Origin of the sequence: Kitasatospora sp. NPDC050463 (assembly GCF_040655255.1) — a bacterium.
Classification (GTDB): domain Bacteria; phylum Actinomycetota; class Actinomycetes; order Streptomycetales; family Streptomycetaceae; genus Kitasatospora.
The window spans coordinates 149674-175398 of the sequence record NZ_JBFAJO010000004.1 but is presented as its reverse complement, the minus strand read 5'-3'; the positions used below and the strand labels follow the sequence as shown (position 1 = coordinate 175398).

General features: G+C 72.1%; 23 protein-coding genes and 2 pseudogenes. 14 read left to right on the top strand and 11 right to left on the bottom strand.

What is annotated here, in order from left to right; genetic code table 11:
* Positions 1-42: 42 nt before the first annotated feature.
* The 3 genes from AB0J08_RS04645 (at position 43) to AB0J08_RS04635 (ending at position 5535) form a co-directional block, all read left to right on the top strand.
* The gene (locus tag AB0J08_RS04645; RefSeq protein WP_360626815.1) at positions 43-1551 is read left to right on the top strand and encodes a glycoside hydrolase family 43 protein; all 1509 of its coding nucleotides are present in this window, start codon (positions 43-45) and stop codon (positions 1549-1551) included.
* A 47-nt stretch (positions 1552-1598) separates the two neighbouring features.
* Positions 1599-3344 carry a cellulase family glycosylhydrolase gene (locus AB0J08_RS04640; protein WP_360626812.1) on the top strand — a complete coding sequence of 582 codons (1746 nt, stop codon included), beginning with the start codon at positions 1599-1601 and terminating at the stop codon, positions 3342-3344.
* A gap of 73 nt (positions 3345-3417) precedes the next feature.
* Complete coding sequence (locus tag AB0J08_RS04635; protein ID WP_360626809.1) at positions 3418-5535, top strand: beta-galactosidase; 2118 nt, start codon at positions 3418-3420, stop codon at positions 5533-5535.
* 47 nt (positions 5536-5582) lie between these two features.
* On the opposite strand, the gene AB0J08_RS04630 is transcribed toward AB0J08_RS04635, so the two are convergent.
* The 5 genes from AB0J08_RS04630 to AB0J08_RS04610 all read right to left on the bottom strand — a co-directional run bounded on the left by AB0J08_RS04630 (position 5583) and on the right by AB0J08_RS04610 (position 11956).
* Positions 5583-6671 (bottom strand): aldose epimerase family protein, encoded by a 1089-nt coding sequence (locus AB0J08_RS04630; protein WP_360626806.1) that lies wholly within the window; start codon positions 6669-6671, stop codon positions 5583-5585.
* Positions 6672-6754: 83 nt separating this feature from the next.
* On the bottom strand, positions 6755-8266 hold the full coding sequence (gene araA, locus AB0J08_RS04625; RefSeq protein WP_360626803.1) for an L-arabinose isomerase: 1512 nt from the start codon (positions 8264-8266) through the stop codon (positions 6755-6757).
* Between the two features lie 13 nt (positions 8267-8279).
* Positions 8280-8951, bottom strand: coding sequence for an L-ribulose-5-phosphate 4-epimerase (locus AB0J08_RS04620; RefSeq protein WP_360626800.1), 672 nt, complete (start codon positions 8949-8951; stop codon positions 8280-8282).
* Positions 8948-10651, bottom strand: coding sequence for a ribulokinase (locus AB0J08_RS04615; protein WP_360626797.1), 1704 nt, complete (start codon positions 10649-10651; stop codon positions 8948-8950). Before AB0J08_RS04615 ends, AB0J08_RS04620 begins: the two co-directional genes overlap by 4 nt.
* A 273-nt stretch (positions 10652-10924) precedes the next feature.
* Positions 10925-11956 (bottom strand): LacI family DNA-binding transcriptional regulator, encoded by a 1032-nt coding sequence (locus AB0J08_RS04610; RefSeq protein ID WP_360626794.1) that lies wholly within the window; start codon positions 11954-11956, stop codon positions 10925-10927.
* A gap of 306 nt (positions 11957-12262) precedes the next feature.
* Here AB0J08_RS04610 and chvE point away from each other — a divergent pair, with 306 nt between their 5' ends.
* The 7 genes and pseudogenes from chvE to AB0J08_RS04575 form a co-directional block, all read left to right on the top strand.
* Positions 12263-13357: a multiple monosaccharide ABC transporter substrate-binding protein gene (gene chvE / locus AB0J08_RS04605; RefSeq protein ID WP_360626791.1), complete on the top strand. Its 1095-nt coding sequence runs from the start codon at positions 12263-12265 to the stop codon at positions 13355-13357.
* A 126-nt stretch (positions 13358-13483) separates the two neighbouring features.
* Positions 13484-15031: a multiple monosaccharide ABC transporter ATP-binding protein gene (mmsA, locus tag AB0J08_RS04600; RefSeq protein WP_360626788.1), complete on the top strand. Its 1548-nt coding sequence runs from the start codon at positions 13484-13486 to the stop codon at positions 15029-15031.
* Positions 15032-15034: 3 nt separating this feature from the next.
* Positions 15035-16270: a multiple monosaccharide ABC transporter permease gene (gene mmsB, locus AB0J08_RS04595; protein ID WP_360626785.1), complete on the top strand. Its 1236-nt coding sequence runs from the start codon at positions 15035-15037 to the stop codon at positions 16268-16270.
* Between the two features lie 479 nt (positions 16271-16749).
* Positions 16750-17832, top strand: a complete 1083-nt coding sequence (locus tag AB0J08_RS04590) for an expansin EXLX1 family cellulose-binding protein (protein WP_360626782.1) — start codon at positions 16750-16752, stop codon at positions 17830-17832.
* Between the two features lie 131 nt (positions 17833-17963).
* Positions 17964-18494: a SigE family RNA polymerase sigma factor gene (locus AB0J08_RS04585; RefSeq protein WP_360626779.1), complete on the top strand. Its 531-nt coding sequence runs from the start codon at positions 17964-17966 to the stop codon at positions 18492-18494.
* The gene (locus AB0J08_RS04580) at positions 18491-19279 is read left to right on the top strand and encodes a hypothetical protein (protein WP_360626776.1); all 789 of its coding nucleotides are present in this window, start codon (positions 18491-18493) and stop codon (positions 19277-19279) included. Before AB0J08_RS04585 ends, AB0J08_RS04580 begins: the two co-directional genes overlap by 4 nt.
* 176 nt (positions 19280-19455) lie before the next feature.
* A pseudogene (locus tag AB0J08_RS04575) lies at positions 19456-19594 on the top strand (YibE/F family protein); the annotation flags it as partial.
* Positions 19595-19622: 28 nt separating this feature from the next.
* Here the strand turns inward: AB0J08_RS04575 and rpmF are convergent.
* Genes rpmF through rpmB form a run of 4 tightly spaced genes read right to left on the bottom strand, consistent with a single transcriptional unit; the run spans position 19623 to position 21018 of the window.
* Entirely contained in the window at positions 19623-19787 is a 165-nt protein-coding gene (rpmF, locus tag AB0J08_RS04570; protein WP_360626773.1) for a 50S ribosomal protein L32, read from the bottom strand.
* 9 nt (positions 19788-19796) lie between these two features.
* A complete protein-coding gene (locus AB0J08_RS04565) occupies positions 19797-20480 on the bottom strand; it encodes a GTP-binding protein (protein ID WP_360626770.1) in 684 nt (227 codons plus the stop codon).
* Positions 20477-20782 (bottom strand): 30S ribosomal protein S14, encoded by a 306-nt coding sequence (rpsN, locus tag AB0J08_RS04560; protein ID WP_360626767.1) that lies wholly within the window; start codon positions 20780-20782, stop codon positions 20477-20479. The genes AB0J08_RS04565 and rpsN overlap by 4 nt, the downstream gene beginning before the upstream one ends.
* A complete protein-coding gene (gene rpmB, locus AB0J08_RS04555) occupies positions 20782-21018 on the bottom strand; it encodes a 50S ribosomal protein L28 (protein WP_360626764.1) in 237 nt (78 codons plus the stop codon). The genes rpsN and rpmB overlap by 1 nt, the downstream gene beginning before the upstream one ends.
* A gap of 140 nt (positions 21019-21158) precedes the next feature.
* Between rpmB and rpmG the strand changes: the two are divergent.
* From rpmG to AB0J08_RS04540, 3 genes and pseudogenes are all read left to right on the top strand, one after another.
* Positions 21159-21322, top strand: a pseudogene (gene rpmG / locus AB0J08_RS04550) (50S ribosomal protein L33).
* A 50-nt stretch (positions 21323-21372) separates the two neighbouring features.
* On the top strand, positions 21373-21624 hold the full coding sequence (locus AB0J08_RS04545; RefSeq protein WP_360626761.1) for a type B 50S ribosomal protein L31: 252 nt from the start codon (positions 21373-21375) through the stop codon (positions 21622-21624).
* Positions 21625-21821: 197 nt separating this feature from the next.
* Positions 21822-22343: a TerD family protein gene (locus tag AB0J08_RS04540; RefSeq protein WP_360626758.1), complete on the top strand. Its 522-nt coding sequence runs from the start codon at positions 21822-21824 to the stop codon at positions 22341-22343.
* Positions 22344-22525: 182 nt separating this feature from the next.
* Here AB0J08_RS04540 and AB0J08_RS04535 read toward each other — a convergent pair whose 3' ends face one another.
* Both AB0J08_RS04535 and AB0J08_RS04530 read right to left on the bottom strand, forming a co-directional pair.
* The gene (locus AB0J08_RS04535) at positions 22526-23500 is read right to left on the bottom strand and encodes a quinone oxidoreductase (protein ID WP_360626755.1); all 975 of its coding nucleotides are present in this window, start codon (positions 23498-23500) and stop codon (positions 22526-22528) included.
* Between the two features lie 97 nt (positions 23501-23597).
* Positions 23598-25019, bottom strand: a complete 1422-nt coding sequence (locus AB0J08_RS04530; RefSeq protein WP_360626752.1) for an MFS transporter — start codon at positions 25017-25019, stop codon at positions 23598-23600.
* A 96-nt stretch (positions 25020-25115) separates the two neighbouring features.
* Here AB0J08_RS04530 and AB0J08_RS04525 point away from each other — a divergent pair, with 96 nt between their 5' ends.
* Positions 25116-25565, top strand: a complete 450-nt coding sequence (locus tag AB0J08_RS04525) for a helix-turn-helix domain-containing protein (protein WP_360626749.1) — start codon at positions 25116-25118, stop codon at positions 25563-25565.
* Positions 25566-25725 lie beyond the last annotated feature (160 nt).

The following is a 25725-nucleotide window of genomic DNA, read 5'->3' as shown; positions in this document are numbered from 1 at the left end:
GCACCGCCCCATCACAGCGAAAACCCGAGAGGAACCGATCCAGTGCCAACCCAGCCGACGGCGGGCAGCACCGTCACCAATCCCGTCATCCCCGGCTTCCATCCCGACCCCAGCGTCTGCCGCGTCGGCGACGACTACTACCTGGTCTGCTCAAGCTTCGAGTACTTCCCCGGCATCCCGGTCTTCCACAGCCGCGACCTGGTCAACTGGACGCAGATCGGCAACGCCCTGGACCGACCCAGCCAGCTGCGCCTGCCGCGCGACATGCCCTCCTCCGCCGGGATCTACGCACCCACGCTGCGCCACCACGACGGCCGGTTCTGGCTGATCGTCACCAACGTCGGCGACCACGGCAACGTGCTCTTCACCGCCACCGACCCGGCCGGCCCCTGGTCCGAGCCGGTCCGGCTGCCCGGCGTCCCCGGCATCGACCCGGACCTCGCCTGGGACGAGGACGGCACCTGCTGGTGCACCGTCGCCGGGATCTCCCAGGTCCGCCTCGACCCCTACACCGGCAAGACCGACGGCGAGCCGGAGCGGACCTGGTCCGGTACCGGCGGCCAGGCCCCCGAGGCCCCGCACCTGTACCGGATCGGCGACTACTGGTACCTGCTGATCGCCGAGGGCGGCACCGAACGCGGCCACTGCGTGTCCGTCGCCCGCAGCCGCACCCCCACCGGACCCTTCGAGTCGTGCCCGGCCAATCCGATCCTGACCCACCGCAGCACCGGACACCCCGTCCAGAACACCGGCCACGCCGACCTGGTGCAGGCGCCCGACGGCTCCTGGCGGATGGTGCTGCTCGGCGTACGGCCGGGTGGCGGCACCCCCGGCTGGCACGTCCTCGGCCGCGAGACCTTCCTCGCCCCCGTCGAGTGGGTGGACGACTGGCCGGTCGTCGGCGAGCTCACCCTCGACCTGCCCGCGCCCGCCTGGCCGCTGCACCCCACCCCCGCCGAGCCGGTCCGGGACGACTTCGACCAGGCCGAACTGCACCCCCGGTGGATCTCGCTGCGCGAGCGTCCCGCCCACCTGTGCACCACCGAGGAGCGCTCGGGCTGGCTGACCCTCCACGCCGCCGGCCGCTCGCTGGACGAGAACGACGCGGTGTTCGTCGGCCGGCGACAGCAGCACCTCGTCTGCCGGGCCCGCACCCTGATCGACCCCGCCCAGGGGCGCGGCGGCCTGGCCGTCCGGCTGGACGAGCAGCACCACTACGAGATCGAGGCCGGCGACGGCGAGGTGAAGGTGTTCGCCCGGATCGGGCCGCTGCGCACCGAGGTGGCGTCCCGGCCGGTGGCCGCCGGGCCGGTCGTGCTCGGCGTCGGGATCGCCCCGCAGCCGCCTGGCGAGGCCCGCACCGGACCGGACGTCCTCTCCTTCGGCGTCGAGGAGCCGGACGGCACGTTCACCGCGCTCGGCGCCCTTGAGGGCCGCTACCTCTCGACCGAGGTGGCCGGCGGCTTCACCGGCCGGGTGATCGGCATGTACGCCGCGACCGGAACCGTCCACTTCGACTGGTTCGACTACCGGGCGGAGACCACCCCATGACCACCCGTCCGGAAACGCACCACCCGCACACACGAGAGGGACGACACGTGAAGCACGTACACCGACCGGCCGCGCGCCTTGGCGGGCGCCTGGCCGCGCTGCTGACGGCACTGGCCGTCATGACGGGCCTGTTCGCCGGCACCGCGGCCGCCGCGCCCGACTCCCACGGAAAGCCGACCCGGCCGCCGGTCCGGGTCCCGAACAACGCGATGGACGCCGTCGCGCAGATGCAGCCCAGCTGGAACCTGGGCAACACCCTGGACGCCATCCCGAACGAGGACTCCTGGGGCAACGGACAGACCACCAAGGCGACCTTCGACGCCATCTCCGCGGCCGGCTTCCGCAGTGTCCGCATCCCGGTGACCTGGGCCGACCACCAGTCGACCACCGCGCCCTACGCCGTCGACGCCACCTACATGACCCGGGTCAAGCAGCTCGTCGACTGGGCGCTGGCCGACGGACTGTACGTGGTGCTCAACGTCCACCACGACTCGTGGAAGTGGGTCGAGAAGATCCCGACCGACCACGACAACGTGATGGCCCGGTTCGACTCCACCTGGAAGCAGATCGCCACGACGTTCCGCGACGAGCCGCGCAGCCTGGTATTCGAGGGCATCAACGAGCCGAGCGTCGCCGGCGTCACGGACGCGCAGAAGCTCCAGTACCTCAGGGAGCTGCAGACCTCGTTCCACTCCGTGGTCCGCGCCTCGGGCGGCGCGAACGCGAACCGCCTGCTGAGTCTGACCACGCCGGGTGGCAGCCCCACCTCGGCCTACATGGCCGACCTGTACTCCACGATCACCTCGCTGAACGACAGTCAGCTGATCGCGCAGGTGCACTACTACAGCTGGTTCCCGTTCAGCGTGAACGCGGCGGGCGGCACCCTCTACGACGCCGCCGCGCGGCAGAACCTGGACGACACCTTCGCCGACATCCACAAGACCTTCGTCGCCAAGAACATCCCGGTCTACCTCGGTGAGTACGGCCTGCTCGCCTGGCCGGACCACTTCCACCCCTCCCGGATCGAACGGGGTGAGGCGCTGAAGTACTACGAGCACCTCAACTACACCGCGCGCGTCACCGGCGTCACCACCGCCCTGTGGGACCCATTCGCCTACCTGAACCGCGACACCCTCAAGTGGCGTGACCAGGCCCTGTTCGACTGGATCAAGTCGAGCTGGACCACCCGCTCGGGCACCGCCTCCTTCGACAAGATCTACGTGCCGAAGTCCAGCCCGATCGCGGACCGGTCGCTCACCCTGAACCTCAACGGCACCGGCTTCCTGGGGCTGTGGCAGGGCAACACCATGCTGCTCCCGGGGCGGGACTACACCGTCTCCGGCACCAAGCTCACCCTCACCGCCAAGGCGCTGACCCGGCTGGCCGGCAACCGTGCCTACGGCGTCAACTCCACGATCAAGGCCCGCTTCACCCGCGGCCTGCCGTGGCAGATCGACATCGTCACCCAGGACACCCCGGTGCTCACCAACGCCACCGGCACCAACGAGTCGTTCACCGTCCCCACCCAGTACCGGGGTGACGACCTGGCGGCCATGCACTCCACCTACGCCGACGGCACCAACGCCGGCCCGCTCAGCTGGAACCCGTACCAGGAGTTCAACGTGGCCTTCTCGCCGGACTACCCGAACGGCGGGATCGTCCTGACCCCCGACTTCCTGAAGTCGCTCCGCGAGGGCGATCCGGCGACGCTGGTCTTCCACTTCTACAGCGGCGCCACCGCCACCTACAAGGTCACCAAGTCCGGCACCACGGTGACCGGCACCGTTGCCTGACCTCACGTCACATCACGCCCCGGCCGCCGGATCTCCCGGCGGCCGGGGCCCCCTCACGTTCCGAGGTTCACCCATGGTCCAGTTGCCCCCGCGCGTGCTGTTCGGCGCCGCCTACTACCACGAGTACCAGCCGTACGAGCGGCTCAAGGAAGACCTCGACCTGATGGCGGAGGCGAGGTTCACCGTCATCCGGGTCGGCGAGTCGGTCTGGTCCACCTGGGAGCCGGAGAACGGCCGCTTCGACCTGGACTGGCTGCAGCCGGTCCTGGACGCCGCCCACGAACGCGGCATCGCGGTCGTCCTCGGCACCCCCACCTACGCCGTGCCGCCCTGGCTGGCCCGCCAGTACCCCGAGATCGCCGCCGAGAACGGCACCGGGCAGCCCGGCCGCTGGGGCGGCCGCCAGGAGGTCGACTTCAGCCACCCCGCCTTCCGCTTCCACGCCGAACGCGTGGTCCGGAAGATCGTCGCCCGCTACGCCGGCCACCCGGCCGTGATCGGCTACCAGGTCGACAACGAGCCCGGCTGCCGGCTGCCGCACAACCGGGGCGTCTTCGAGCGCTTCGTCGACGACCTGCGGCAGAAGTACGGCGACGTGGAGACCCTCAACCGCGAATGGGGCCTGGTCTACTGGTCCCACCGGCTGACCACCTGGTCCGACCTGTGGACGCCCGACGGGAACGCCCAGCCGCAGTACGACGTCGCCTGGCGGGCGTTCCAGGCTCGCCAGACCAGCGAGTTCATCGCCTGGCAGGCCGACATCGTGCGCGAGTACGCCCACCCGGAGCAGTTCGTCACCACCTGCCTCCACTACAACCACCCCGCGCTGGAGGACGACGAGCTGACCGACCCGCTGGACGTCACCGCGGGCAACCCGTACTACGACATGCAGGACGCCCTCGCGCTGCCCGACCCCACGCCCGACGACCACGTGCAGGGGTGGAAGACCGCCGGCGTGTGGGCGCTGTACCAGGGCGCCGACCGGATCTTCTCCTCCCGGCAGGAGCCGTTCCTGATCACCGAGACCAACGCCCAGGCCGTCGGCGGCACGGAGGAGAACCGGCCCGCCTTCGACGGCCAGTGGCGGCAGGCCGCCTGGGCGCTCGTCTCCCGCGGCGCGCGGATGATCGAGTACTGGCACTGGCACACCCTGCACTTCGGCGCCGAGACGTACTGGGGCGGCATCCTGCCGCACAGCGGCCGGCCCGGCCGCATCTACGCCGAACTCGCCCGGCTCGGAGCGGAGTTCGAGACCGCGGGCGCACTGGTCGCCGGGATCGAGCCGGACGCCGACATCGCGATGGTCTACTCGATGCCCAGCAAGTGGCTGATGCAGAAGTACCCGCCGCTGGCGGGCGGGAACGGCGGCTCGGACGGAGCCGCCTACCACGGCCTCCTCGACCCCTTCTACCGCGGCGCCTTCGAGGCCGGCCGCCAGGTGCGGATCCTGCACGCCCGCCAGCTGCACGACGCCCGGGGGGAACGCGAGGGCCTGTCGCCCGACGCGGCCGCGCGGCGCCACCCCGTGCTGGTCGTCCCCGGGCTGTACCTCGCCGAGGACTCCCTGCTCGACTGGTTCGCGGCCTACGCCGAGGCCGGCGGCCACCTCGTCCTCGGCCCGCGCACCGGCTACGCCGACCAGGAGGCCCGGGCGCGGCACGAGCCGGCTCCCGCACGTCTGGTGGCGGCCGCCGGCGTGTCCTACGACGAGTTCAGCAATCTGTCCGCGGCCCTCCCGCTGCGGGCCGTCCCCGGCGGTGCGCTGGCGCTCCCCGCCGACGCGACCGCGACCCGGTGGGTGGACGGGCTGACCGTCGCGGACGCCACGGTGCTGGCCGAGTACGACCACCCGCACTTCGGCCGCTGGCCCGCCGTCACCACCCGCGCCCACGGTGCGGGCCGGGTGACCTGCGTCGGCACCGTTCCGGGACGCGACCTCGCGAAGGCGCTGGCCGCCTGGCTGGCGCCCACGCCCCGCAGCGGCTGGCGCGACCTGCCCGGGTCGGTCACCGCGACGACCGGGACCTCGCCGGACGGGCGCCGCGTCCACGTGGTGCACAACTGGAGCTGGCAGCCCGCCGAGGCCCAGGCGCCCGCGCGGCTGACCGACGTGCTGGACGGCACCCCGGTCCCCGCCGGCGGCCCGGTGCACCTCGGCGCCTGGGACGTGCGGGTCTTCGTCGGGTCCTGAGAAATGACGGGGGCGGCGGACCCGCCGGACCGCCGCCCCCTGTCTCGTTACTCCGCGCCGAAGCGGTACACCGTCTTCGACTGGTACCGCTCCCCCGGGCGCAGGAGCGTGGAGGGGTAGTCGGGCCGGTTCGGCGAGTCCGGGAAGTGCTGGGTCTCCAGCGCGACGCCGGCATGCCTCGCGTACCGGCCGCCGGAACGGCCGGTCAGCGAGCCGTCGAAGTGGTTCCCCGTGTAGACCTGGAGGCCCGGCTCGGTGGTCAGGCACTCCACGAACCGGCCGCTGGCCGGATGGCTCAGGACGGCCGCGCGCCGGTACCCGGTGCCGTCGAGCACCCAGTTGTGGTCGAAGCCGTGGCCGGCGCGGCGGATCTGCCCGTCCTGCTCGGTGACGCAGGTACCGAGCCTCCGAGCACTGCGGAGGTCGAACGGTGTGCCGGCGACCGGCTCGACCGGGCCGATCGGTATCAGGTCCCCGTCCACCGGGAGGTAGCCGGCGGCCTCGACGCGGAGCAGGTGGTCGAGCACCGTGCCCCGGCCCTCACCGGCCAGGTTGAAGTACGCGTGGTTGGTGAGGTTGACGACGGTCGGCGCATCCGTGGCGGCGCGGTAGGTGATCGAGAGCTCCCCCACGGGATCGATCAGATACGTCACCTCGGCGGTGAGGGCGCCGGGGAAGCCCTGATCGCCGGCCGGGCTGCGCAGGCGGAATCGGACGCCGACCCGCCGGTCCGCCCGGACCGGCACGCCGTCCCAGAGCCGGGTGGCGAATCCCTCCGGCCCGCCGTGCAGGGTGTGGCCGGTGGGCTGGACCGCCAGGTGGTGCGTCGTGCCGTCGAGGGGCAGCACCCCACCGGCGATCCGGTTGGCGTAGCGGCCGACCGTCGCGCCGAAGAAGGCGGCCTCCCCGAGCAGGTCCTCGGCCCTCTCACCGCCGAGGACGACGTTGGCCTGCCGGCCGGCCCGGTCCGGCGCGTGCACGGCCTGGAGCCGGGCGCCCAGGCTGAGGACCTCCACCGTCACGCCCTTCGGGGAGCCGAAGGTCCAGCGGGTGATGCGCCGCCCGTCCGGTAGTCCCGCGGCGGTCTCCTGGCTCACCGTCAGATCACCGGGGGAGACGAGGGAGTCTCTGGACACGGCGCTGCTCCGTTCGACGTCGTACGGCAAATGGGCGACGCCCGCCGGGGAGGCGGGCGTCATCGGTCCGGGGAGGACAGGGGTCACAGCGACTGGGCAAGCCGGTAGTAGGCCTGGTTCCAGCGCAGCTCCTTCGTGAACCGGCGGATGGTCGTGTCGGCGTCGATCACCAGGAGTTCCACGCCGAGCATCTCGGCGAGGTCGTCGAGCTCCTCGGCGCCGATGGCGCTGGAGAGCACCGTGTGGTGCGGCGCACCCGCGGTCAGCCAGGCCTCGGTGGAGGTGCGCAGGTTCGGACGCGGCTTCCAGACGGCGCGGGCGACGGGCAGGTTGGGCAGCGGGGCCGGGGGCGCGACCACGTCGATCTCGTTGGCGACCAGCCGGAAGCGGTCGCCCATGTCCGCGAGGCCGACGACCACCGCCGGGCCGGGTTCGGCGTCGAAGACCAGGCGGACCGGGTCCTCGCGCCCGCCGATGCCCAGGGGGTGGATCTCGCAGGACGGCGTGGCGGCCGCGATGCTCGGGCAGACCTCCAGCATGTGCGCGCCCAGGATCAGCTCGCGGCCGGGCTCCAGGTGGTAGGTGTAGTCCTCCATGAAGGAGGTGCCGCCGGCCAGGCCGGTGGCGGCCACCTTGAGGGTGCGCAGCAGCGTGGCGGTCTTCCAGTCGCCCTCGCCGCCGAAGCCGTAGCCGTCGGCCATCAGCCGCTGGACCGCCAGGCCGGGCAGCTGGCGCAGCCCGCCGAGGTCCTCGAAGTTGGTGGTGAAGGCGCCGAATCCGCCCTGCTCCAGGAAGCCGCGCAGGCCGAGCTCGATCCGCGCCGCGTAGCGCAGCGACGCGTGGAGTTCCCCGCCGGCCCGCAGCTCGGGCGCGAGGCGGTAGATGGCCTCGTACTCCTTGACCAGCTCGGTGACGTCGCCGTGGGCGGTGGCGTCCACGGCGGCGACGAGGTCGTTCACCCCGTAGGTGTTGACGGAGACGCCGAAGCGGCGCTGGGCCTCGACCTTGTCGCCCTCGGTGACGGCGACGTCGCGCATGTTGTCGCCGAAGCGCGCCAGCCTGAGGCCGCGCAGTTCGGCGCGGGCGGCGGCGGCGCGGGCCCAGGAGGCGATCCGCTCGGCCACGGACGGGTCGGTGACGTGCCCGGCGACGGTCTTGCGGGGGACGCCGAGGCGGGACTGGATGTAGCCGAACTCGCGGTCGCCGTGGGCGGCCTGGTTCAGGTTCATGAAGTCCATGTCGATGGAGCGCCAGGGCAGGTCGACATTGGCCTGGGTGTGCAGGTGGAGCAGCGGCTTCTGCAGGGCGTCCAGGCCGGCGATCCACATCTTCGCCGGGGAGAAGGTGTGCATCCAGGCGATCAGGCCGATGCAGCGGTCGTCGGCGTTGGCCTCCAGACAGATGCGGCGGATCGCGTCGGCGTCGGTGAGCACCGGCTTCCAGACCACCGCGACCGGGACCGGGTCGGCCGCGTCGATCGCCTCGGCGATCTGCCGGGACTGGTCGGCGACCTGGCGCAGCGTGTCCTCGCCGTAGAGGCCCTGACTGCCAGTCAGGAACCAGATTTCACGTCCCGCGAGCGGCGGCGTGGTCATGGGGTGACTCCTTTTACCGGTCCACGGACTTCTGGCCGTAGACGTTCTGGTAGCGGTGGTTCAGGCTGTCGATGTCGGCCTGGGCGATCGGCAGCGGCTCGCCGAGCTGGCGGGAGAGGTGGACGGTGCGGGCCACGTCCTCGCACATCACGGCGGCCTTGACGGCGGCCTTGGCGTCCTTGCCGATGGTGAAGACGCCGTGGCTCTTCATCAGTACGGCGGGCGAGCGGTGCCCCTTGAGGGTGTCCACGATGCCCCGGCCGATCGAGTCGTCGCCGATCAGGGCGAAGGGGCCGACCGGGATCTCGGCGCCGAACTCGTCGGCCATGGCGGTGAGGACGCAGGGCACGGCCTCACCCCGGGCCGCCCAGGCACAGGCGTAGGTGGAGTGGGTGTGGACCACTCCCCCGACCTCGGGCATGTGACGGTAGACGTAGGCGTGCGCGGCGGTGTCGGAGGAGGGCGCGTGGTCGCCTTCCACCACGTTCCCGTCCAGGTCGCAGAGGATCATGTTCCCGGGCGTCAGCTCGTCGTAGGAGACGCCGCTCGGCTTGATCACGAACAGGTCCTCGCCGGGGACGCGGCCGGAGACGTTGCCGGCGGTCCACACCACCAGGCCGTAGCGGACGAGTTCCTGGTGGAGGTCGCTGACCTGGCGGCGGATCTGGTTGATGGTCGCGTTCACTGTGCCTCACTGGTCTTGGTCAGGGCGGCGTTGCGGATGTCGCGCAGGCGGTGCAGGAGCTTGTCGGTACCGAGGCCGAAGTGGTCGTGCAGGGCGCGGTACTCGGCGAAGAGCTGGTCGTACGCGTCGGCGGCGGCCTGGTCCGGCTGGTAGGCACCCTTGTCCACCCGGCCCATCGCGGCGGCGGCGGTCCGCACGTCCGGGTACGCACCGGCGGCGACGGCGGCGTGGATCGCCGAGCCGAGGGCCGGGCCCTGCTCGGACTCGGCGACCGAGACCGGACGGCGCAGCACGTCGGCGTAGATCCGCATCAGCAGGGCGTTCTTCTTGAGACCACCGGTGACGACGAACTCGGTGACGGGGACGCCGCCCTTCTCCAGGGCCTCGACGATGACGCGGGTGCCGAAGGCGGTGGCCTCCAGCAGGGCCCGGTAGATCTCCTCGGGGCGGGTGGCGAGGGTGAGGCCGACGATCACGCCGGAGAGGTGGTGGTCGACCAGCGTGGAGCGGTTGCCGTTCATCCAGTCGAGCGCCACGAGGCCGTGCGCGCCGACGGGTTGGGCGGCGATCTTGCGGCTGAGCAGCTGGTGCAGGTCCTCGCCGTTCGCCTCGGCCTCGGCCAGGTAGTCGGCGGGCACGCCCTGGCGCAGCCACCAGGCGAAGATGTCGCCGACGGCGCTCTGGCCGGCCTCGTAGCCGTAGGCGCCGGCGACGATGCCGTCCTCGACCACGCCGCAGATGCCGGGGACGTCGGCGAGGGTGGCGCCGTTGACGACGTGGCAGGTGGACGTGCCCATGATGGCGAGGAGTTGGCCGTTCTCGACGGCCCGGGCGGCGGGCGCGGCCACGTGGGCGTCGACGTTGCCGGCGGCGACCGCGATGCCCGCGGGCAGGCCGGTCCACTCCGCCGCCCGCTCGGTGAGCGAGCCGACCCGGGAGCCGAGCGCGGAGAGCGGGTGCTCCAGGCGGGTGCGGGCGAAGTCGGCGAAGTCCGGGTGGAGCGCGGCGAGGTAGTCCTCGCTCGGGTACCCGCCCTCCTGGTAGATGCCCTTATAGCCGGCGGTGCACGTGTTGCGGCTCTCGGTGCCGGTGAGCTGCCAGACGATCCAGTCGGCGGCCTCGATCCAGCGTTCGCACGCGGCGTACGCGGCCGGGTCCTCCTCCAGGAACTGGAGCGCCTTGGCGTACTGCCACTCGGCGGAGATCCGGCCGCCGTACCGGGAGATCCACTTCTCGCCCCGGGCGTGCGCCAGGGCGTTGATCCGGTCCGCCTGGCCCTGGGCGGCGTGGTGCTTCCAGAGCTTGGGCCAGGCGTGCGGGTGCGTGCTCCACTCGGCCGTCTCCGCGAGCGGGGTGCCGTCGGCGAGCGTCGGCAGGACGGTGCACGCGGTGAAGTCGGTGGCGATGCCGATGACGTGGGCGGGGTCGACGCCGGAGGCGGCGAGCGCGGCCGGGACGGCGGTGCGCAGCACCTCGCGCCAGTCCTCGGGGTGCTGCAGCGCCCAGTCGGGCGGGAGCGGGCGGCCGGTGCCGGGCAGCTCGCTCTCGATGACCGCGTGCGGGTAGTGGTGGACGGCGGTGCCGACCTCCTCGCCGTCATGCACGCGGACGACCACGGCGCGGCCGGAGAGGGTGCCGTAGTCGACGCCGACGACGTATCTCGCGGACTCCGAGTCCCGGGCGGCAGGAATCACGGTCACTTCCTCATCGTTCGTGTGGCGGCGTGGTCGCCCTGTCGCCGGTGCGGATCCAGTCCGGGCGGGCGGAGCGCACCGGCGACAGGGGCCGTTCCTCGCCTCTCCCTCAAGAGGCCGGAACGAGTGGCCGCCGGCGGGCGCAGAGAAGCGGGTGCCAGCGCCCGCCGGCGGAGTAGGGGGCGTCTTGTTAACGCTCAACGGAATTGTTAGCGCTAACAATCGACCTGTCAAGGAATCGTTCACACCGGAGTCACACCAGTGTGACCTGGCGTCGGCTCAGCGGCGGACGGCCGGACCCACGCTGCGGCGCAGCACCAGTTCCGGCGCGATGAAGTCGTGGGTGCCGGCGTGCGCGAGACCCTCCAGCTCCTCGATGAGCAGCTCCAGGGCGCGACGGCCGAGCTCGCCGAAGTCCTGCCGCACCGTGGTCAGCGGCGGGGTGAAGTAGGCGGCCTCGGGGATGTCGTCGAATCCGACCACGCTGATGTCGCCGGGGATCGAACGCCCGGTCTCGTGGAGCGCGCACAGCAGGCCGAGGGCCATCTGGTCGTTCGCGCAGAAGACGGCCGTGACGTCGCTCAGCTCCGCGATCCGCAGGCCCGCCCGGTAACCGGACCGCGCACTCCAGTCGCCCCGCTCGACGCCCGGCACGGGGACTCCCGCATGCTCCAGCGTGCGGCGCCAGCCCTCCTCCCGGTCCTGGCTCTCCAGCCAGTTGGCCGGGCCCGCCAGGTGGTGCACGGTGCGGTGCCCCAGGTCCAGCAGGTGCCGGGTGGCCGCCTCGGCACCCGAGCGGTTGCCCACCGAGACCATGGGCACCTGGGCCTGGTTGCCCGAGCCGACCGCGACGAGCGGCACGGAGCTGGAGATCCGGGCCACCGCGCTGACGGCGGAGGTCTGCGGCGCGATCACGACGACGCCGTCCACCCCCTGATCGCGCAGCCGGTCGACGGCCTCCTGGACCGAACGGCCGTCCAGCGAGCGAAGGCTGGTCACGCTGACGAAGTACCCGGCACTGCGCGCGGCCCGCTCGATGCCGTCCAGCATCGCGGCGGGACCGTAGAGGGTCGAGTCGAAGCTCACCACGCCGAGGGTCTGCGACCGGCGGGTGACCAGGGCGCGGGCGGCGGAGTTGGGCCGGTAGTCGAGCTCCCGTATCGCGGCCAGCACCCGGTCACGGGTGTCGGGCCGCACGTGCGGGGCACCGTTGAGCACCCGGGACACCGTCTGGTGGGACACCCCCGCCAGTTTGGCCACGTCCGCCATGACGGGCTGGCGCTGCTCCGTCCCGGTGTCCTCGGTTCCCACGAGAAGCTCCCTCCTTGATTTCGGGCCACAGTACGCGACCGGTTCCGTAGCGGAGCGTAGCCCGCGGAATCCGACAGAAACCCGCTCCCCTGCCGACGCTCCGGAACATCGTGCACCGAACCGTGATCCCAGGGCCTTGACGGTTCGATTGTGAGCGTTAACACTCGTGTCACGCCAGGCCGGAGCCTCGCCGCCCCGACTTTCCGCAGTTTGAGGGACCACTCCCGGCCGGCGCCGCTCGACCGCTCCCCAGTCGCCCAGTCAGGAGGCGTTCTGTACCGGTCGCGGAACATCACTGGAGGAACTGTGCGGAAGATTTCGGCCGGCCTTGTGGCCGCGGGCCTGGTGCTCTCGTTGGCGGCCTGTGGCCAGAGTGCCAACGGCGTCGGCGACGGCGCGGCCAAGGGGGACGCCAAGGGCGGCCTGATCGGCATCGCCATGCCGACCAAGGCGTCGGAGCGCTGGATCAACGACGGCAACAACATGGTCAAGGAGTTCCAGGGCAAGGGTTACAAGACCGACCTGCAGTACGGCGACAACGTGGTGGAGAACCAGGTCTCCCAGGTGGAGAACATGATCACCAAGGGCGCCAAGCTGCTGGTGATCGCCGCCATCGACGGCTCCTCCCTCACCAACGTCCTGCAGAAGGCCGCCGACGCGCACATCCCGGTGATCTCCTACGACCGGCTGATCCGCGGCACGAGCAACGTGGACTACTACGCGACCTTCGACAACTACAAGGTCGGCGTCCTCCAGGGCAGCTACATCGTCGACAAGCTCGGCCTCAAGGACGGCAAGGGCCCGTTCAACATCGAGCTGTTCGCCGGCTCGCCGGACGACAACAACGCCACCTTCTTCTTCAACGGCGCGATGAGCGTCCTCAAGCCGTACATGGACGAGAAGAAGCTGGTCGTGCAGAGCGGCCAGACCGATTTCAACCAGGTCGCGACGCTGCGCTGGGACGGCGGGGTCGCCCAGTCCCGGATGGACAACCTGGCGAGCAAGTCCTACACCTCCGCCCACGTCGACGCCGTCCTCTCGCCGTACGACGGCATCTCGATCGGCATCCTCTCCTCGCTCAAGGGCGTCGGCTACGGCAGCGGGAAGTCGCTTCCCGTCGTCACGGGCCAGGACGCGGAGCTGGCCTCGGTGAAGTCCATCATCGCGGGCGAGCAGACCCAGACCGTCTACAAGGACACCCGCCAGCTGGCCAAGGTCACGGTCCAGATGGGCGACGCGCTGCTGACCGGCGGCAAGCCCGAGGTCAACGACACCACCCAGTACAACAACGGCGTCAAGGTCGTCCCGGCTCAGCTGCTCCAGCCGGTCAGCGTCGACAAGGACAACTACCAGGCGGTCCTGGTCGACGGCGGTCAGTACACCGCGGACCAGCTCAAGTAGCCCGCGGGGCCCGCTCGACGGGCCCTGTGCCGAACCGGCGGTGCGGCGACCGGGTTCCTCCGACGAGGAACCCGGGAGCCCGCGGCTCCCCCACCGCACCGCCCCGAACGATACGGACGCACAACCATGGCTGGACCCGTTCTCGAAATGCGGTCGATCAGCAAGTCGTTCCCCGGCGTCAAGGCGCTCTCCGCCGTGAACCTGACCGTCGCCGCCGGTGAGGTGCACGCAATCTGCGGTGAGAACGGTGCCGGCAAGTCCACCCTGATGAAGGTGCTCAGCGGGGTCTACCCGCACGGCGGCTACGAGGGCGAGATCCTCTTCGAGGGCGAGCCCTGCCGGTTCAAGGACATCCGGGCCAGCGAGCAGCGCGGCATCGTCATCATCCACCAGGAACTGGCGCTGGTGCCGTACCTGTCCATCGCCGAGAACATCTTCCTCGGCAACGAGCACGCCACCCGGGGCGTCATCAGCTGGAACCGGACGCTCACCCACGCTGCCGAGCTGCTCCGCCAGGTCGGCCTCGACGAGAGCCCGCACACGAGGATCGTCGACCTCGGCGTGGGCAAGCAGCAGCTGGTCGAGATCGCCAAGGCGCTCGCCAAGAAGGTGAAGCTGCTCATCCTGGACGAGCCGACCGCCGCGCTGAACGACGAGGACAGCCGCAAGCTGCTCGACCTGATCCTCGAACTCAAGGCGCAGGGCATCGCCTGCATCATCATCTCCCACAAGCTGAACGAGATCGCCCGGGTCGCCGACTCCGTCACCATCCTGCGCGACGGGCAGACCATCGAGACCATCGCGATCGGCTCCGAGGGCATCTCCGAGGACCGGATCATCCGCGGCATGGTCGGCCGGGACCTGGAGCACCGTTACCCGGAGCGCACCCGGGACATCGGCGAGCTCGCCTTCGAGATCGAGGACTGGACCGTCCGGCACCCCGTCGACCAGCAGCGCACCGTGGTGGACGGCGCCTCGCTGAACGTACGGCGCGGCGAGATCGTCGGCATCGCCGGACTGATGGGCGCCGGGCGCACCGAGCTGGCGATGAGCGTCTTCGGCCGCTCGTACGGGCGCCGGGCCGGCGGCCGGGTGCTGCTGCACGGTCGGGAGATCCGCACCCGGACGGTGCCGGAGGCGATCGGCCACGGCATCGCGTACGTCACCGAGGACCGCAAGCAGCTCGGCCTCAACCTCATCGACGACATCAGCCGGAACATCTCGCTGAGCGCGCTCGGCAAGGTCGCCCGGTACGGCCGGGTCAACCACCACGAGGAGACCCGGGTCGCCGAGTCGTTCCGGCGGACCATGAACATCAAGGCCCCCACGGTGTTCACCCGGACCGGCACGCTCAGCGGTGGCAACCAGCAGAAGGTCGTCCTGAGCAAGTGGATCTTCGCCGAGCCGGAGGTGCTGATCCTCGACGAGCCCACCCGCGGCATCGACATCGGCGCGAAGGCGGAGATCTACACCGTCATCGCCGAGCTCGCCGCCCAGGGCAAGGCGGTGCTCGTCATCTCGTCCGAACTCCCCGAACTCCTGGGCCTGTGCGACCGGATCTACACCATGGCCGAAGGCCGGATCACCGGCGAGGTGGCCCGCGCCGACGCCACCCAGGAATCCCTTATGCGGCTCATGACCATGAGCGCCGCATCCAGCAACGAGCAGGTGTGAGGCATGGCCCCGACCGAGATCATCCCGGATTCGTCCCCGAAGGCACCGGAGGCCGGCCCTAGCCCCTCCGTCGGCGGCGTGCTGGCCCGCGCACTGCGCGGCAACGTGCGCCAGTACGGCATGCTGATCGCGCTCGCGCTGATCGTCCTGCTGTTCCAGGTCTGGACGGACGGCATCCTGCTCCAGCCGCTCAACATCACCAACCTGATCCAGCAGAACGGCTACATCCTCATCCTGGCGATCGGCATGATGATCGTCATCATCGCCGGGCACATCGACCTCTCGGTCGGCTCCCTGGCCGCCTTCGTCGGGGCCGCCGCCGCGGTGATGATGGTCGACCACCACGTGTCGTGGCCCGTGGCCATGACGGCCGCGCTGGTGATCGGCGCCCTCGCCGGCGCCTGGCAGGGCTTCTGGATCGCCTACCTGGGGATCCCCTCGTTCATCGTCACCCTGGCGGGCATGCTGCTGTTCCGCGGCGGCACCCAGATCATCCTGCAGGGCCAGTCGGTGGCCCCGTTCCCCAAGGGCTTCCAGAGCATCAGCAGCGGCTTCCTCCCCGAGGTCGGACCGCACACCAACTACCACAACCTCACCCTGCTGCTGGGCCTCGCGGTGCTGGCCGTCGCGATCCTCCAGGAGCTGCGCGGTCGTCGGCAGACCGCCTCGTACGGGCTGGAGGTGCTCCCGCTCGGGCTGTTCCTGGCCAAGCTCGCCGTGATCACCACGGCCGTGCTGGTCTTCACCCTGCTGCTGGCCAGCTACCGCGGCGTGCCGATCGTGCTGCTGATCCTCGGCGCCCTGCTGGTCGCCTTCGGCTACCTGATGCGCAACTCGATCATCGGGCGGCACACCTACGCCGTCGGCGGGAACGAGCCGGCGGCCAAGCTGTCCGGCGTGAAGAGCAAGCGGGTCGTCTTCCTCGCCTTCACCAACATGGGCATCCTCGCGGCGCTCGCCGGCATGGTCTTCGCCGCGCGCCTCAATGCCGGCACGCCGCAGGCCGGCATCAACTTCGAGCTGGAGGCGATCGCCGCCGCGTTCATCGGCGGCGCCTCCGCCAGCGGCGGCGTGGGCACCGTCCTCGGTGCGATCATCGGCGGCCTGGTCCTGGGCGTGCTGAACAACGGCATGTCGCTGGTCGGCGTCGGCACCGACTACCAGCAGGTGATCAAGGGCCTGGTGCTGCTCGCGGCCGTCGGCTTCGACGTCTACAACAAGCGCCGCGCCGGGTCCTGACCCGACGGCGGCGCAGGCGAACACAGACGGGCACGGTGCTTCGGCACCGTGCCCGTCCTGCTGTCCCGCCGCGGTACCCGGGGCGGGCGACGCGTCCGCCCGAGCACCACCGAGCCGAGGCCGACGGGGAGCACCGCCGCGCGACGGGCCGGTCGCCGAACTTCTTCGAGCGGGCGGCAACCTTTCCCGCACCAGCGGCAACTGACGGGCAACACCGAGGGCGAAACGCCCCACGGGTTGTCCGATCCACCGCCGCGTGCCACCGCGCACCGCCGATCCCGGCGGGTGCGGGAGGCAGGGCCGAAGCCAGGAGTAGCCCCCCATGAACGAGACGGATCCCACGACGGACGGTCGCGGCCGGCACACCCCGGCGTGAACGGAAGGAAGCGGCAGGAAATCCGCGCCGGCCGGCAACCTTTCCGTCCACCGGCGGCCACTGAGTACCGCAACGTCGACTCGATCTACCGAATTGGATGGGCATGAGGGCAATGAAGCACGCCGTCCCGCGGGCGCGGCGCAGGCGAGGGCTGGTCATGGGCGTTCCGCTGGCCCTGGTGGCCGCCGGGGCCCTGGTCTGCCTGGCCGTCGCGCTTCCGACGGGCAACGGGAGCGACTCCGGTGCCGGCGTCGGGCCGGCCGCCGCGTCCGTCGAGACCGCCGGGGCCGCCGGGGCCGCCGGGGCCGCCGGGGCCGCCGGGGCCGCCGGGGCCGCCGGACCGAGCACGCCGCCCGATACCGGCAGCCCGGCCGACGCCACACCCTCGGCGGCGCAGCCGTCGGCCACGAGCCCGTCGCCCTCGGCCACCCGTACCGCGTCACCGTCCGCCACCCGCTCCCCGTCACCGTCGGCCACCACGGCTCCGCAGCCCTCGGCCACCACGGCCACCCCGTCGGCCCCGGCCACCAGCGGCGGCTCCCGCACGGCACCGTCCACGGCGGAGCTGGCCGGCCGGATCAAGCCCGGAACGGGCTACCAGGGCGTCGCGACCTCCTACGACGCGGCCGACGGCAACGGGGCCTGCTCGTTCGGGCCGTCCGGCGATCTCATGGTCGCGGCGATGAACCACACCGACTACGAACTGTCCAAGGCCTGCGGGGCGTCGGTGCTGGTCCGCGCCGCCAACGGGGCGAGCATCACGGTGCGGATCGTCAACGAGTGCCCCCTGCCCTGCGCGCCCGGGCAGCTCGACCTCAGCCACGAGGCCTTCGCCAAGCTCGCCGACCTCTCCGTGGGCCGCCTGCCGATCACCTGGACGCTGCTGAGCCCCGGCACGGCACCGGACACGATGTCGATCCGGTACAAGACCGGGTCCAGCCAGTGGTGGTGCGGGATCCAGGTGATCGGCCACCGGAACCCGGTGGCGACGCTGGAGGTCCGTTCGGGCGGTGACTGGCGGCGGTTGTCCCGCACCGACTACAACTACTTCCTCTCCCCCGACGGCGGCGGATGCGGCGGGCCGATCCGGGTCACCGACATCTACGGGGAGCAACTGACCGTGGAGGGGATCGCGTTGCGCCCGGACGTCGCGCAGCCGACCCGAGTCCAGTTCGCCCGGCATTGACCGTGCTGCTCGCCCGTCGGCCGCCGGTGGCGCCCCACCGGGGCGACCGCCGCGCCGCTCCGGAAACGGGCACTGCTAGGCTCGTGCCGGTTGTTAACGCTCACATTGCAGGGAGAGGGCGACCGGGGGAAATGCTCCTCGATGACGCGTCCGCGGAGTTCCATGACTTCTTCGAACGCCACTACGCCGAACTCGCGCGTCTCGCCGCTCTCCTGACCGGCGAGGCGGACGCGGCCGACGACCTCGCCGCGGACGCCCTGATCGCCCTCTGGCAACGCTGGGACCGGCTCCGCGCGGCCGACCATCCGCTCGCCTACGCCCGCGGAGTGGTCGCCAACATGGCCCGGGAGCGGATCCGCAGCGCGGTCCGCGAAAGACGCCGGGTCCTGCTGTTCTGGTCCCGCAGCCCGGAGCGGACCGACGGCCCCGACGTGGCAGGCGTGCTGGACGTCCGTACGGCACTCGCCCGGCTGCCGTTCCGCAAGCGGGCGTGCGTGGTGCTGCGGCACGCCTTCGACCTGTCGGAGAAGGACGTCGCGGCGGCGCTGGGCATATCGGTCGGTACGGTGAAGAGCCAGACCTCGAAGGGCATGGCCGAGCTGAAGCAGCTACTCGGCGCCCGAGCGGTCGGCGAACTGGCGACAGGAAGGAGGAACCGGTGAACGAGGACATCACCCGGCGGCTGCGCGAGGCCGCCGAGACCCACTACCCCGACCGCGCACGAATGCTCGCCCGCGTGGAACGCGGCATGGCCGGCCCTCCCGCCCGCCACCGCACCCGGTCGGGCCTGAGGTCATGGCCCAAGGCCGCGATCGCCGCCCTGGCCGCCTGCGGCATCCTGGCGACCGGCGGTCTCGCCGTCGCCGGCATCATCCGGACTCCGCCGGCACCGGAAACCGCCACCACCGCGCCGGCCGCTCCCTCCCCGACGACCACTCCCACGTCCACGCCGTTGCCCTCCCCGACCGCCGCCGCCCCGACCGCCGCCGCCCCGGCGCCGGCCACCACCACACCGGCCGTTCCGCGGCCAACGCCGTCGGCGAGCGTCCGGGCCCAGAACGGGCCGCTGTCGTCCGAGGGGTCGATCGACTCCCACAGCACGGTCTACTGGGCGCAGAGCAACCTCACCCTCAAGACCACCCAGCCGCTCACCTCGCTCACCGTGGAACTGCGCATCGCGCAGAACGGCGACGTCCGGGACACCGGCAACTGGCGGACCCTGCCGAGCGACGACTTCACCCTCACCGTCCAGGAGTCCGGTGGCGCGCTGGTCTACCGCTGGGTCCTCAAGCCGGGCCGCACCGTACCGACCGGACAGCACGAGTTCGCCGGCCAGTACAACCACGCCACCGGCACGCGCAGCGCCGCGAACGACGGCTACCGGGTCGACGCCCAGTCCGCGGGCGGCTCCGCGTCCGTCTGGGGAGGGTTCGGCCCGTCGCGCTGAGGACCGGCCGGGGTGCCCCGGGGGGCCGGCACCACCCACGTTTCGTCGGCACGCCCGTCGGCCCGCGCCCGTCGGCCGCCGCACGGGCGGGCCCGATGATCGGAGCGCGCCCGAGCCGCGCCCGGACCAGCCGCGAGGAGCAGTGACGCCATCAGGACCACCCCGACGAGGAACCGCACGCACCCGGGCACAGCCACGCCCACGGGCCGGCCGCGCCCGTCTCCGCCCACCTGCGCCGCACCATCGCCGCCGTGCTGGTCCCGTTCGCGGCGGCGGTTCGTCGTCGGCCTGATCGTGCTCCGGCCGGTCGGGGCCGCAGCGCACGCTGCGGCCCCGACCGCGTTCAGATCCTGATCAGCCCGCGTTCGTAGGCCCGGACGAGGTTGCGGGGGACGAGCCGCTCGCGTCCCTCGACGGTGACCGGGACGAGCTGCGGGGCGGCGGCCTTCCACCGCGCGCGCCGGTGCCTGGTGTTGCTGCGGGACGTCTTCCGCTTGGGGACTGCCATCGGGAGCTCCTATCGGGTGGTCGAGGTGTACGGCAGCAGGGCCATCTCGCGGGCGTTCTTGATCGCCCGGGACACCGCCCGTTGCTGCTGGACGGTCAGCCGGGTGACCCGGCGACTGCGAACCTTGCCGCGGTCGGCGACGGCCACGGTGGTGGCGTACTCGATCTGGTGGGCCAGCGCCTCGGCGCGGGTACGGGCGTCGTCCGGGGAGGTGTGCTCGCCGTGCTCGACGAGATCGTCGGAGACGGACAGTTCGCCGATCAGCCGGTCCGGGTCGACCGCGACGACCACACCGGCGAGTTCGACGACCTCCTCCATCGGGCGGCCGTCCGCCTCGCCGCCGGCGATCACCTCGACCGCCGGGTGCGGGTCGCTGCCGCCCCACAGCTCGACGATCGCCAGCCCGTGCCGCCCGGCCTCGGCGATCCCGGCCAGCTCGGGCAGCAGGTCCTCGCGCAGCGCGCAGCAGGCGCAGTCCTCGGCCAGCGGGAGCTCGGCCGTGTCGTACGGGCCGTCGCCGTCGCGCAGTTCACGGTGGACGGTGCCGCGCCCGGCGTCCCGCAGGTCGTGGTGCAGGACGACGGCGTTCACGCAGCCGTCCAGCAACTCCTGGACGGCCCGCCGTCGTTCGGCGCGGTGCAGGCCGGCCACCACCACGACCGGGAGCTTGACGGCTCCGGGCACTGCGCTCACCAGCTCGACTTGCGCACACCGGGCAGCTGTCCGGCGTGGGCCATGGTGCGCAGGTTGATCCGGGAGAGGCCGAAGGCCCGCTGGTAGCCGCGCGGGCGGCCGTCGACGCTGTCGCGGTTGCGGACCCGGGTGGCGCTGGCGTCGCGCGGCTGCCGGGCCAGCTCGCGCTGGGCGGCGGCCCGCACCTCGGGAGTGTTGGACGCGCTGGTGACGCTCTCCTTCAGCTCGGCGCGGCGTTCGGCGTAGCGGGCGACGACAGCGCGGCGCCGCTCGTTCCTGGCGATCTTGCTCTGCTTGGCCATCAGACCTTCTCCCCACGGGCGCGGACGCGGGCGACCGCGGCCTCGATGCCGATGACGTCGACGGTCTTCAGTCCCTTGACGCTGAGCGTGAGGCGCACATATCGGCCCTCACTCGGCAGCCAGTAGCGCTTGCGCTGGATGTTCGGGTCGAAGCGGCGCGGGGTGCGGCGGTGCGAGTGGGAGATCGCATTGCCGAACCCCGGCTTGCGACCGGTCAGTTGGCAGTGGGCGGACATCAGGACTCCGTTCAGGGCGAGCACGCGGGACCGCCCGGCAGGCGCGGAGCGTCCGTCCCGCCGAGCAGCACGCACACTACTCTAGATGAAAACGGATTTCATTTTGCTATGGTCCTCGCCACCGACCCAGGAAGGACGTCATGGCCCGGAACGAACTGCGCCCCATCATCAAGCTCCGCTCCACCGCCGGCACCGGCTACACGTACGTGACCGCAAGAACCGTCGCAACGACCCCGACCGGCTGGTCCTGCGCACGTACGACCCGGTCGCCGGGCGACACGTCGACTTCCGCGAAGAGCGCTGACGCCGACCACCCGCGCCACCACCGCCACCACCGCCGAAGGGACACCCGCCATGAAGCCCGGAATCCACCCCGCCTACCGCCCCGTCGTCTTCCGCGACAAGGCCGGTGGCCTCGCCTTCCTCACGCGGTCGACCGTCACCAGCCCCGACACCGTCGAATGGGAGGACGGCAACACCTACCCCGTCATCGACGTCGAGATCTCCTCCGCCAGCCACCCCTTCTACACCGGGAAGTCCCGCGTCCTGGACACCGCAGGCCGCGTCGAACGCTTCGAACGCCGCTACGGCACCGCCCGGGGATGAGACCTCGCCGCCCCGGACGGCCGGCCACCGCCCCGGCGCGGCTCGACCGGCGCGTCCGGGTCGCCCCGGTCCTAGAGTCAGCCGGGCGTGCGGACTGATTTCATGTCAATTACATGCCAGTGCCCTATCGTTGCCCAGCACGAACCAGTCCGCATCGGCACCATGCCGGGTCGGTGCGATGACGAAGGGAGAGTCCGGTGAGCAGTCTCAACAAGGGTCTGGAACGCATCGACGTAGGCCTGTTGTGGGATCCGAGTCCCGCAGGTTCGCCGCGTCACGATCTGGACCTCGTCGCCGCGACGTACACCGCCGACGCCCCGTCCGGCGCCCCCGCCTACCTGGTCCACTTCGACAGCCGCGCTCCCGACGGCACGATCACCCTCACCAGGGACAGCCGCGACGGCAAGGGCCTCGGCGTCGACGAGCGGCTGGTCCTGGAGCTCGACCGTCTGGCGCCCCGCTACCTCCGGGTCGTCGTCGGCGTCGCCATCCAGCAGAACGCCGGCCGGCTGACGTTCGGAGACATAGCGAACCCCGTGGTGAGGATCCGGAACGGGCGCGACGAGTTCGCGACGGTGGACTTCACCGGCGCCGGCGAGGCAACGGCCGCGAGGGTCGCGGAATTCGTCCGGGACAGCTCGGGCGCCTGGGAATTCCGGCCCGGCGTCTACGGCTTCGATGCCGATCCGGCGACTTTCGCGAGGATCATGGGCACGTAGTTTCGTCCGCCCCGGACGGTTCCGCCTGCGTCTCACCGCCTCACACCGCCTCACACGGCTTCCCGCCGCCGAACTGACCCCTCACGTCTTCCTCTTCTTCAGGACGGCGGCGGCCCGGACGGTGATCCGCACAAGGTGTGTGGGGGGCGACCCCCCTGCCCCTCCCCCTTGGGGCCGGGGGGTCAGGGGGTGGGGAGGAGGAGGAGTTTGCCGGCGGTGCGGCCGGATTGGAGGGCGGCGTGGGCGGTGGCGGCCTCGGCGAGGGGGTGGTGGGCGGCGATGGTGAGGGTGAGGCGGCCCTCGCGGAGCCAGTCGAAGACGTCGGCGGCGCGGGCGCGCAGCTCGGCGGGGTCGGTGGCGTGGTCGACCAGGGTGGGGCGGGTGAGGAAGATCGAGCCGTGGGCCGCCAGGGACTGGGGATCGAGGGCGGGGGCGGGGCCGGAGGCGGCGCCGGCCAGGACGAAGGTGCCGCGACGGGCCAGGCAGGTGAGGCCGGCCTCGAAGGTGTCGCGGCCGATGCCGTCGAAGACGACGTCCACACCGTGGCCACCGGTCAGCTCGCGCGCCCGGGCGGCGAAGTCCTCCTGGGTGCGGACGATGACCTCCTCGGCGCCGGACGCGGTGGCGGCGGCGGCCTTGGCGGGGGTGGAGACCGTGCCGATCACCCTGACACCGGCTGCGGAGAGCAGGCGCGTCAGGTGGGCGCCCAGCCCGCCGGCGGCGGAGTGGACCAGGGCGGTGGCGCCCTTACGGGCCGGCCAGGTGGTGGTGGTCAGGTAGTGGGCGGTGAGGCCTTGGAGGAGGACGGCGGCGGCGGCGGTGTCGGGGATGTCGTCGGGCACCGGCACGGTTGCACCCGCCCGGACCACGACGAGTTCGGCGTAGCTCGCGGGGGCGGCCCACCAGGCGACGCGGTCACCCACGGCGGGTGAGGTGACGCCGGGGCCGGTGGCGATGACGGTGCCGGCGCCCTCGCAGCCGGGGATGAACGGGGCGACCGCGCCGGTGCGCCCTTCGCGTTCGTAGACGTCCTTGAAGTTGACGCCGATGGCGCCGGCGCGGACCAGGACCTCGCCGGGGCCCGGGACGGGGTCGGGGTGTTCGGCGGGGGTGAGGGCCTCGGGGCCGCCGGGCTGGTGGACCACCACTGCGCGCATGGGTGCTCGTTCTCCTCGGATCGTCGGATGGGTCGGACGGGTCGGACGGGTCGGATGGGGAAGGTCGGGTCGGGAGGGCCGGGGGTGGCGGGGGGAGTCAGCGCACGCTGCGGTGCACCGCCCAGGTGACGGCCAGGAAACCGGCCGCGACCAGCGCCAGGCAGACGCGCAGGCCGCCGGCGCCGGTGGCGGCCAGGATCGGGCCGAACAGGGCGATCGCGACCGCCCCGCCGATCTGGCGGAAGGCGTTGAGGGAGCCGGAGGCGAGGCCCGAGCGGTCGGGGGGCAGGGCGCGCAGGGCCAGGGTGGGCAGGGAGGGGCCCATGAGGCCGGCGCCGAGGCCGAGCAGGCAGCTGCCGGCGGTGAACAGCCACCACTCGGGGGCGGCGGCCAGCGGCAGGAGAGTGAGGGCGCCCGCGGCGGCGGTGGCGGCACCGGCGGTCAGCAGGGCGCGCACCCCGATGCGGTGGACGGCACGGGCCAGCACGAAGGAGGCCAGGCTCCAGCACAGCGCGAAGGGGACGAAGGCGAGGCCGGCGCCGAGCGCGTCGCGTCCCCACTGGTGCTGCAGGTGCAGGGAGATGGCGAACTGGGCCCCGTAGGCACCGAACTGGTAGAGCGCGCCGACGGTGAGGGCGGGCGTGAAGCCCGGGCGGCGGAAGGTGTCCAGGGGCAGGACGGGGTGGGCGGCGCCGCGTTCGACGGCGACGAAGGCGAGCGAGGCGACGAGGGTGGCGGCGGCGAGGACCAGGGTCAGTGGCGCGCTCCAGCCGAGGACCCCGGCCTGGACCAGGGTGCCGATCCCGGAACCGACCAGGGCCGCGGTGGCGAGCTGGCCGAGGACGTCCAGGCGGGCGGCGCGCACCGGTGAGGGGGCGACCTTGCGCCGGCACACCAGAGCGGCGGCCAGTCCGACGGGGACGTTGACGAGGAAGATCGCCCGCCAGCCGACGCCCGCGGTCAGTGCGCCGCCCACGACCGGGCCGGCCACCAGGGCGAGCGAGCTGATGCCGCCCCAGACGGTGAAGGCCCGTGCACGGGCCGCACTTTCGGGGTACATGTGCGCGATGACGGCCAGCGAGGCCGGCAGCAGGCCGCCGGCGGCCACGCCCTGGACGACGCGGGCGGCGATCAGGGCGCCGATGGTCGGGCCGGCCGCGCAGGCGGCGGAGGCGGCCACGAAGAGCAGCAGGCTCGCCTGGAAGAGGCGGCGGGCGCCGAGCTTGTCCGCGAGGGCACCGCCGCCGAGCAGGCAGGCGGCCATGGCGACGGTGTAGGCGTTGACCGTCCACTCCAACGAGGCCAGTGAGCCGCCGAATTCGGCACTGAGGTCGGGCAGGGCGACATTGAGGGCACTGCCGTCGAGCAGGACCATGAAGAAGCCGAGACAGACCGAGCCGAGGGCGGCCGCACCCGGCCCGGAGGTGCCGGGCCCGCCCGTACCGGGCCGGCGCGCGGAGGCGCCGGAGCGGCGGTGCGGTGGCACGGCGCGACCGGGGGTCTCGATGGCTTCACTCATCAGGCAGCCCCCGTCCAGGTGGAAGTCGTCGGGAAGTCGTGGTCCTGTTCCGCGAAGGCCTTCGCGGTCTATAGTGTTCGATGGAGGTCGATCACCATGAATGAAAGTCGCATCTGTGACGATTCGTCAAGTACGGTGCCTCCCACGGGTGACGGTCGCTCCCGGCGTGCGCGTGGCCTGGAGCACACGGACCCGTCCGAGGTGACGCTGCAGGAGGCACTGCAGGTGCTCGCAGACCCGGTGCGCCGCGCGATCGTGCGTGAGCTGGCCGCCTGCGCGGACTGGAGCCGCGCCTGCGGCACGTTCGAACTCGGCGTCAGCAAGGCCACCCGCAGCCACCACTTCACGGTGCTGCGCCAGAGCGGCCTGGTCGAGCAGCGCGACGCCGGCGCCCGGCGCTACAACCGGCTGCGCCGGGCCGAGTTCGACGCGCTCTTCCCCGGCCTGCTCGCCCTCGTCCTCGCGGAGGACGTGACCGGTGCCGCTAGACCCTCGGATGACGCTAACCATGCTTCAGCCATTGCCAGTTGGCAAAGCTTGTCCTAAATTTGTCGCAACGACGGGGCGCGTGGACGGCCCCCGGCAGCACCGGGCGCCGCCCGTGGGGCGCGCACGGCGGGACAGGGGACCGGTCCGGGCCCGTTCCTGGTCGCCCGGAGCTCGACCACCGACCGCGGGACGTGCCCGTGGGCGCCTACGGAGCCGC

What these genes read in the sequence shown, in the direction of transcription:
- rpsN (WP_360626767.1), bottom strand. Translation starts at nt 20,782, where the DNA reads ATGGCCAAGCAGAGCAAGATCGCCAGGAACGAGCGGCGCCGCGCTGTC.
- araA (WP_360626803.1), bottom strand. Translation starts at nt 8,266, where the DNA reads ATGACCACGCCGCCGCTCGCGGGACGTGAAATCTGGTTCCTGACTGGC.
- rpmB (WP_360626764.1), bottom strand. Translation starts at nt 21,018, where the DNA reads ATGTCCGCCCACTGCCAACTGACCGGTCGCAAGCCGGGGTTCGGCAAT.
- mmsB (WP_360626785.1), top strand. Translation starts at nt 15,035, where the DNA reads ATGGCCCCGACCGAGATCATCCCGGATTCGTCCCCGAAGGCACCGGAG.
- AB0J08_RS04590 (WP_360626782.1), top strand. Translation starts at nt 16,750, where the DNA reads ATGAGGGCAATGAAGCACGCCGTCCCGCGGGCGCGGCGCAGGCGAGGG.
- rpmF (WP_360626773.1), bottom strand. Translation starts at nt 19,787, where the DNA reads ATGGCAGTCCCCAAGCGGAAGACGTCCCGCAGCAACACCAGGCACCGG.
- AB0J08_RS04525 (WP_360626749.1), top strand. Translation starts at nt 25,116, where the DNA reads ATGAATGAAAGTCGCATCTGTGACGATTCGTCAAGTACGGTGCCTCCC.
- AB0J08_RS04535 (WP_360626755.1), bottom strand. Translation starts at nt 23,500, where the DNA reads ATGCGCGCAGTGGTGGTCCACCAGCCCGGCGGCCCCGAGGCCCTCACC.
- AB0J08_RS04530 (WP_360626752.1), bottom strand. Translation starts at nt 25,019, where the DNA reads ATGAGTGAAGCCATCGAGACCCCCGGTCGCGCCGTGCCACCGCACCGC.
- AB0J08_RS04585 (WP_360626779.1), top strand. Translation starts at nt 17,964, where the DNA reads ATGCTCCTCGATGACGCGTCCGCGGAGTTCCATGACTTCTTCGAACGC.
- mmsA (WP_360626788.1), top strand. Translation starts at nt 13,484, where the DNA reads ATGGCTGGACCCGTTCTCGAAATGCGGTCGATCAGCAAGTCGTTCCCC.
- AB0J08_RS04545 (WP_360626761.1), top strand. Translation starts at nt 21,373, where the DNA reads ATGAAGCCCGGAATCCACCCCGCCTACCGCCCCGTCGTCTTCCGCGAC.
- AB0J08_RS04635 (WP_360626809.1), top strand. Translation starts at nt 3,418, where the DNA reads ATGGTCCAGTTGCCCCCGCGCGTGCTGTTCGGCGCCGCCTACTACCAC.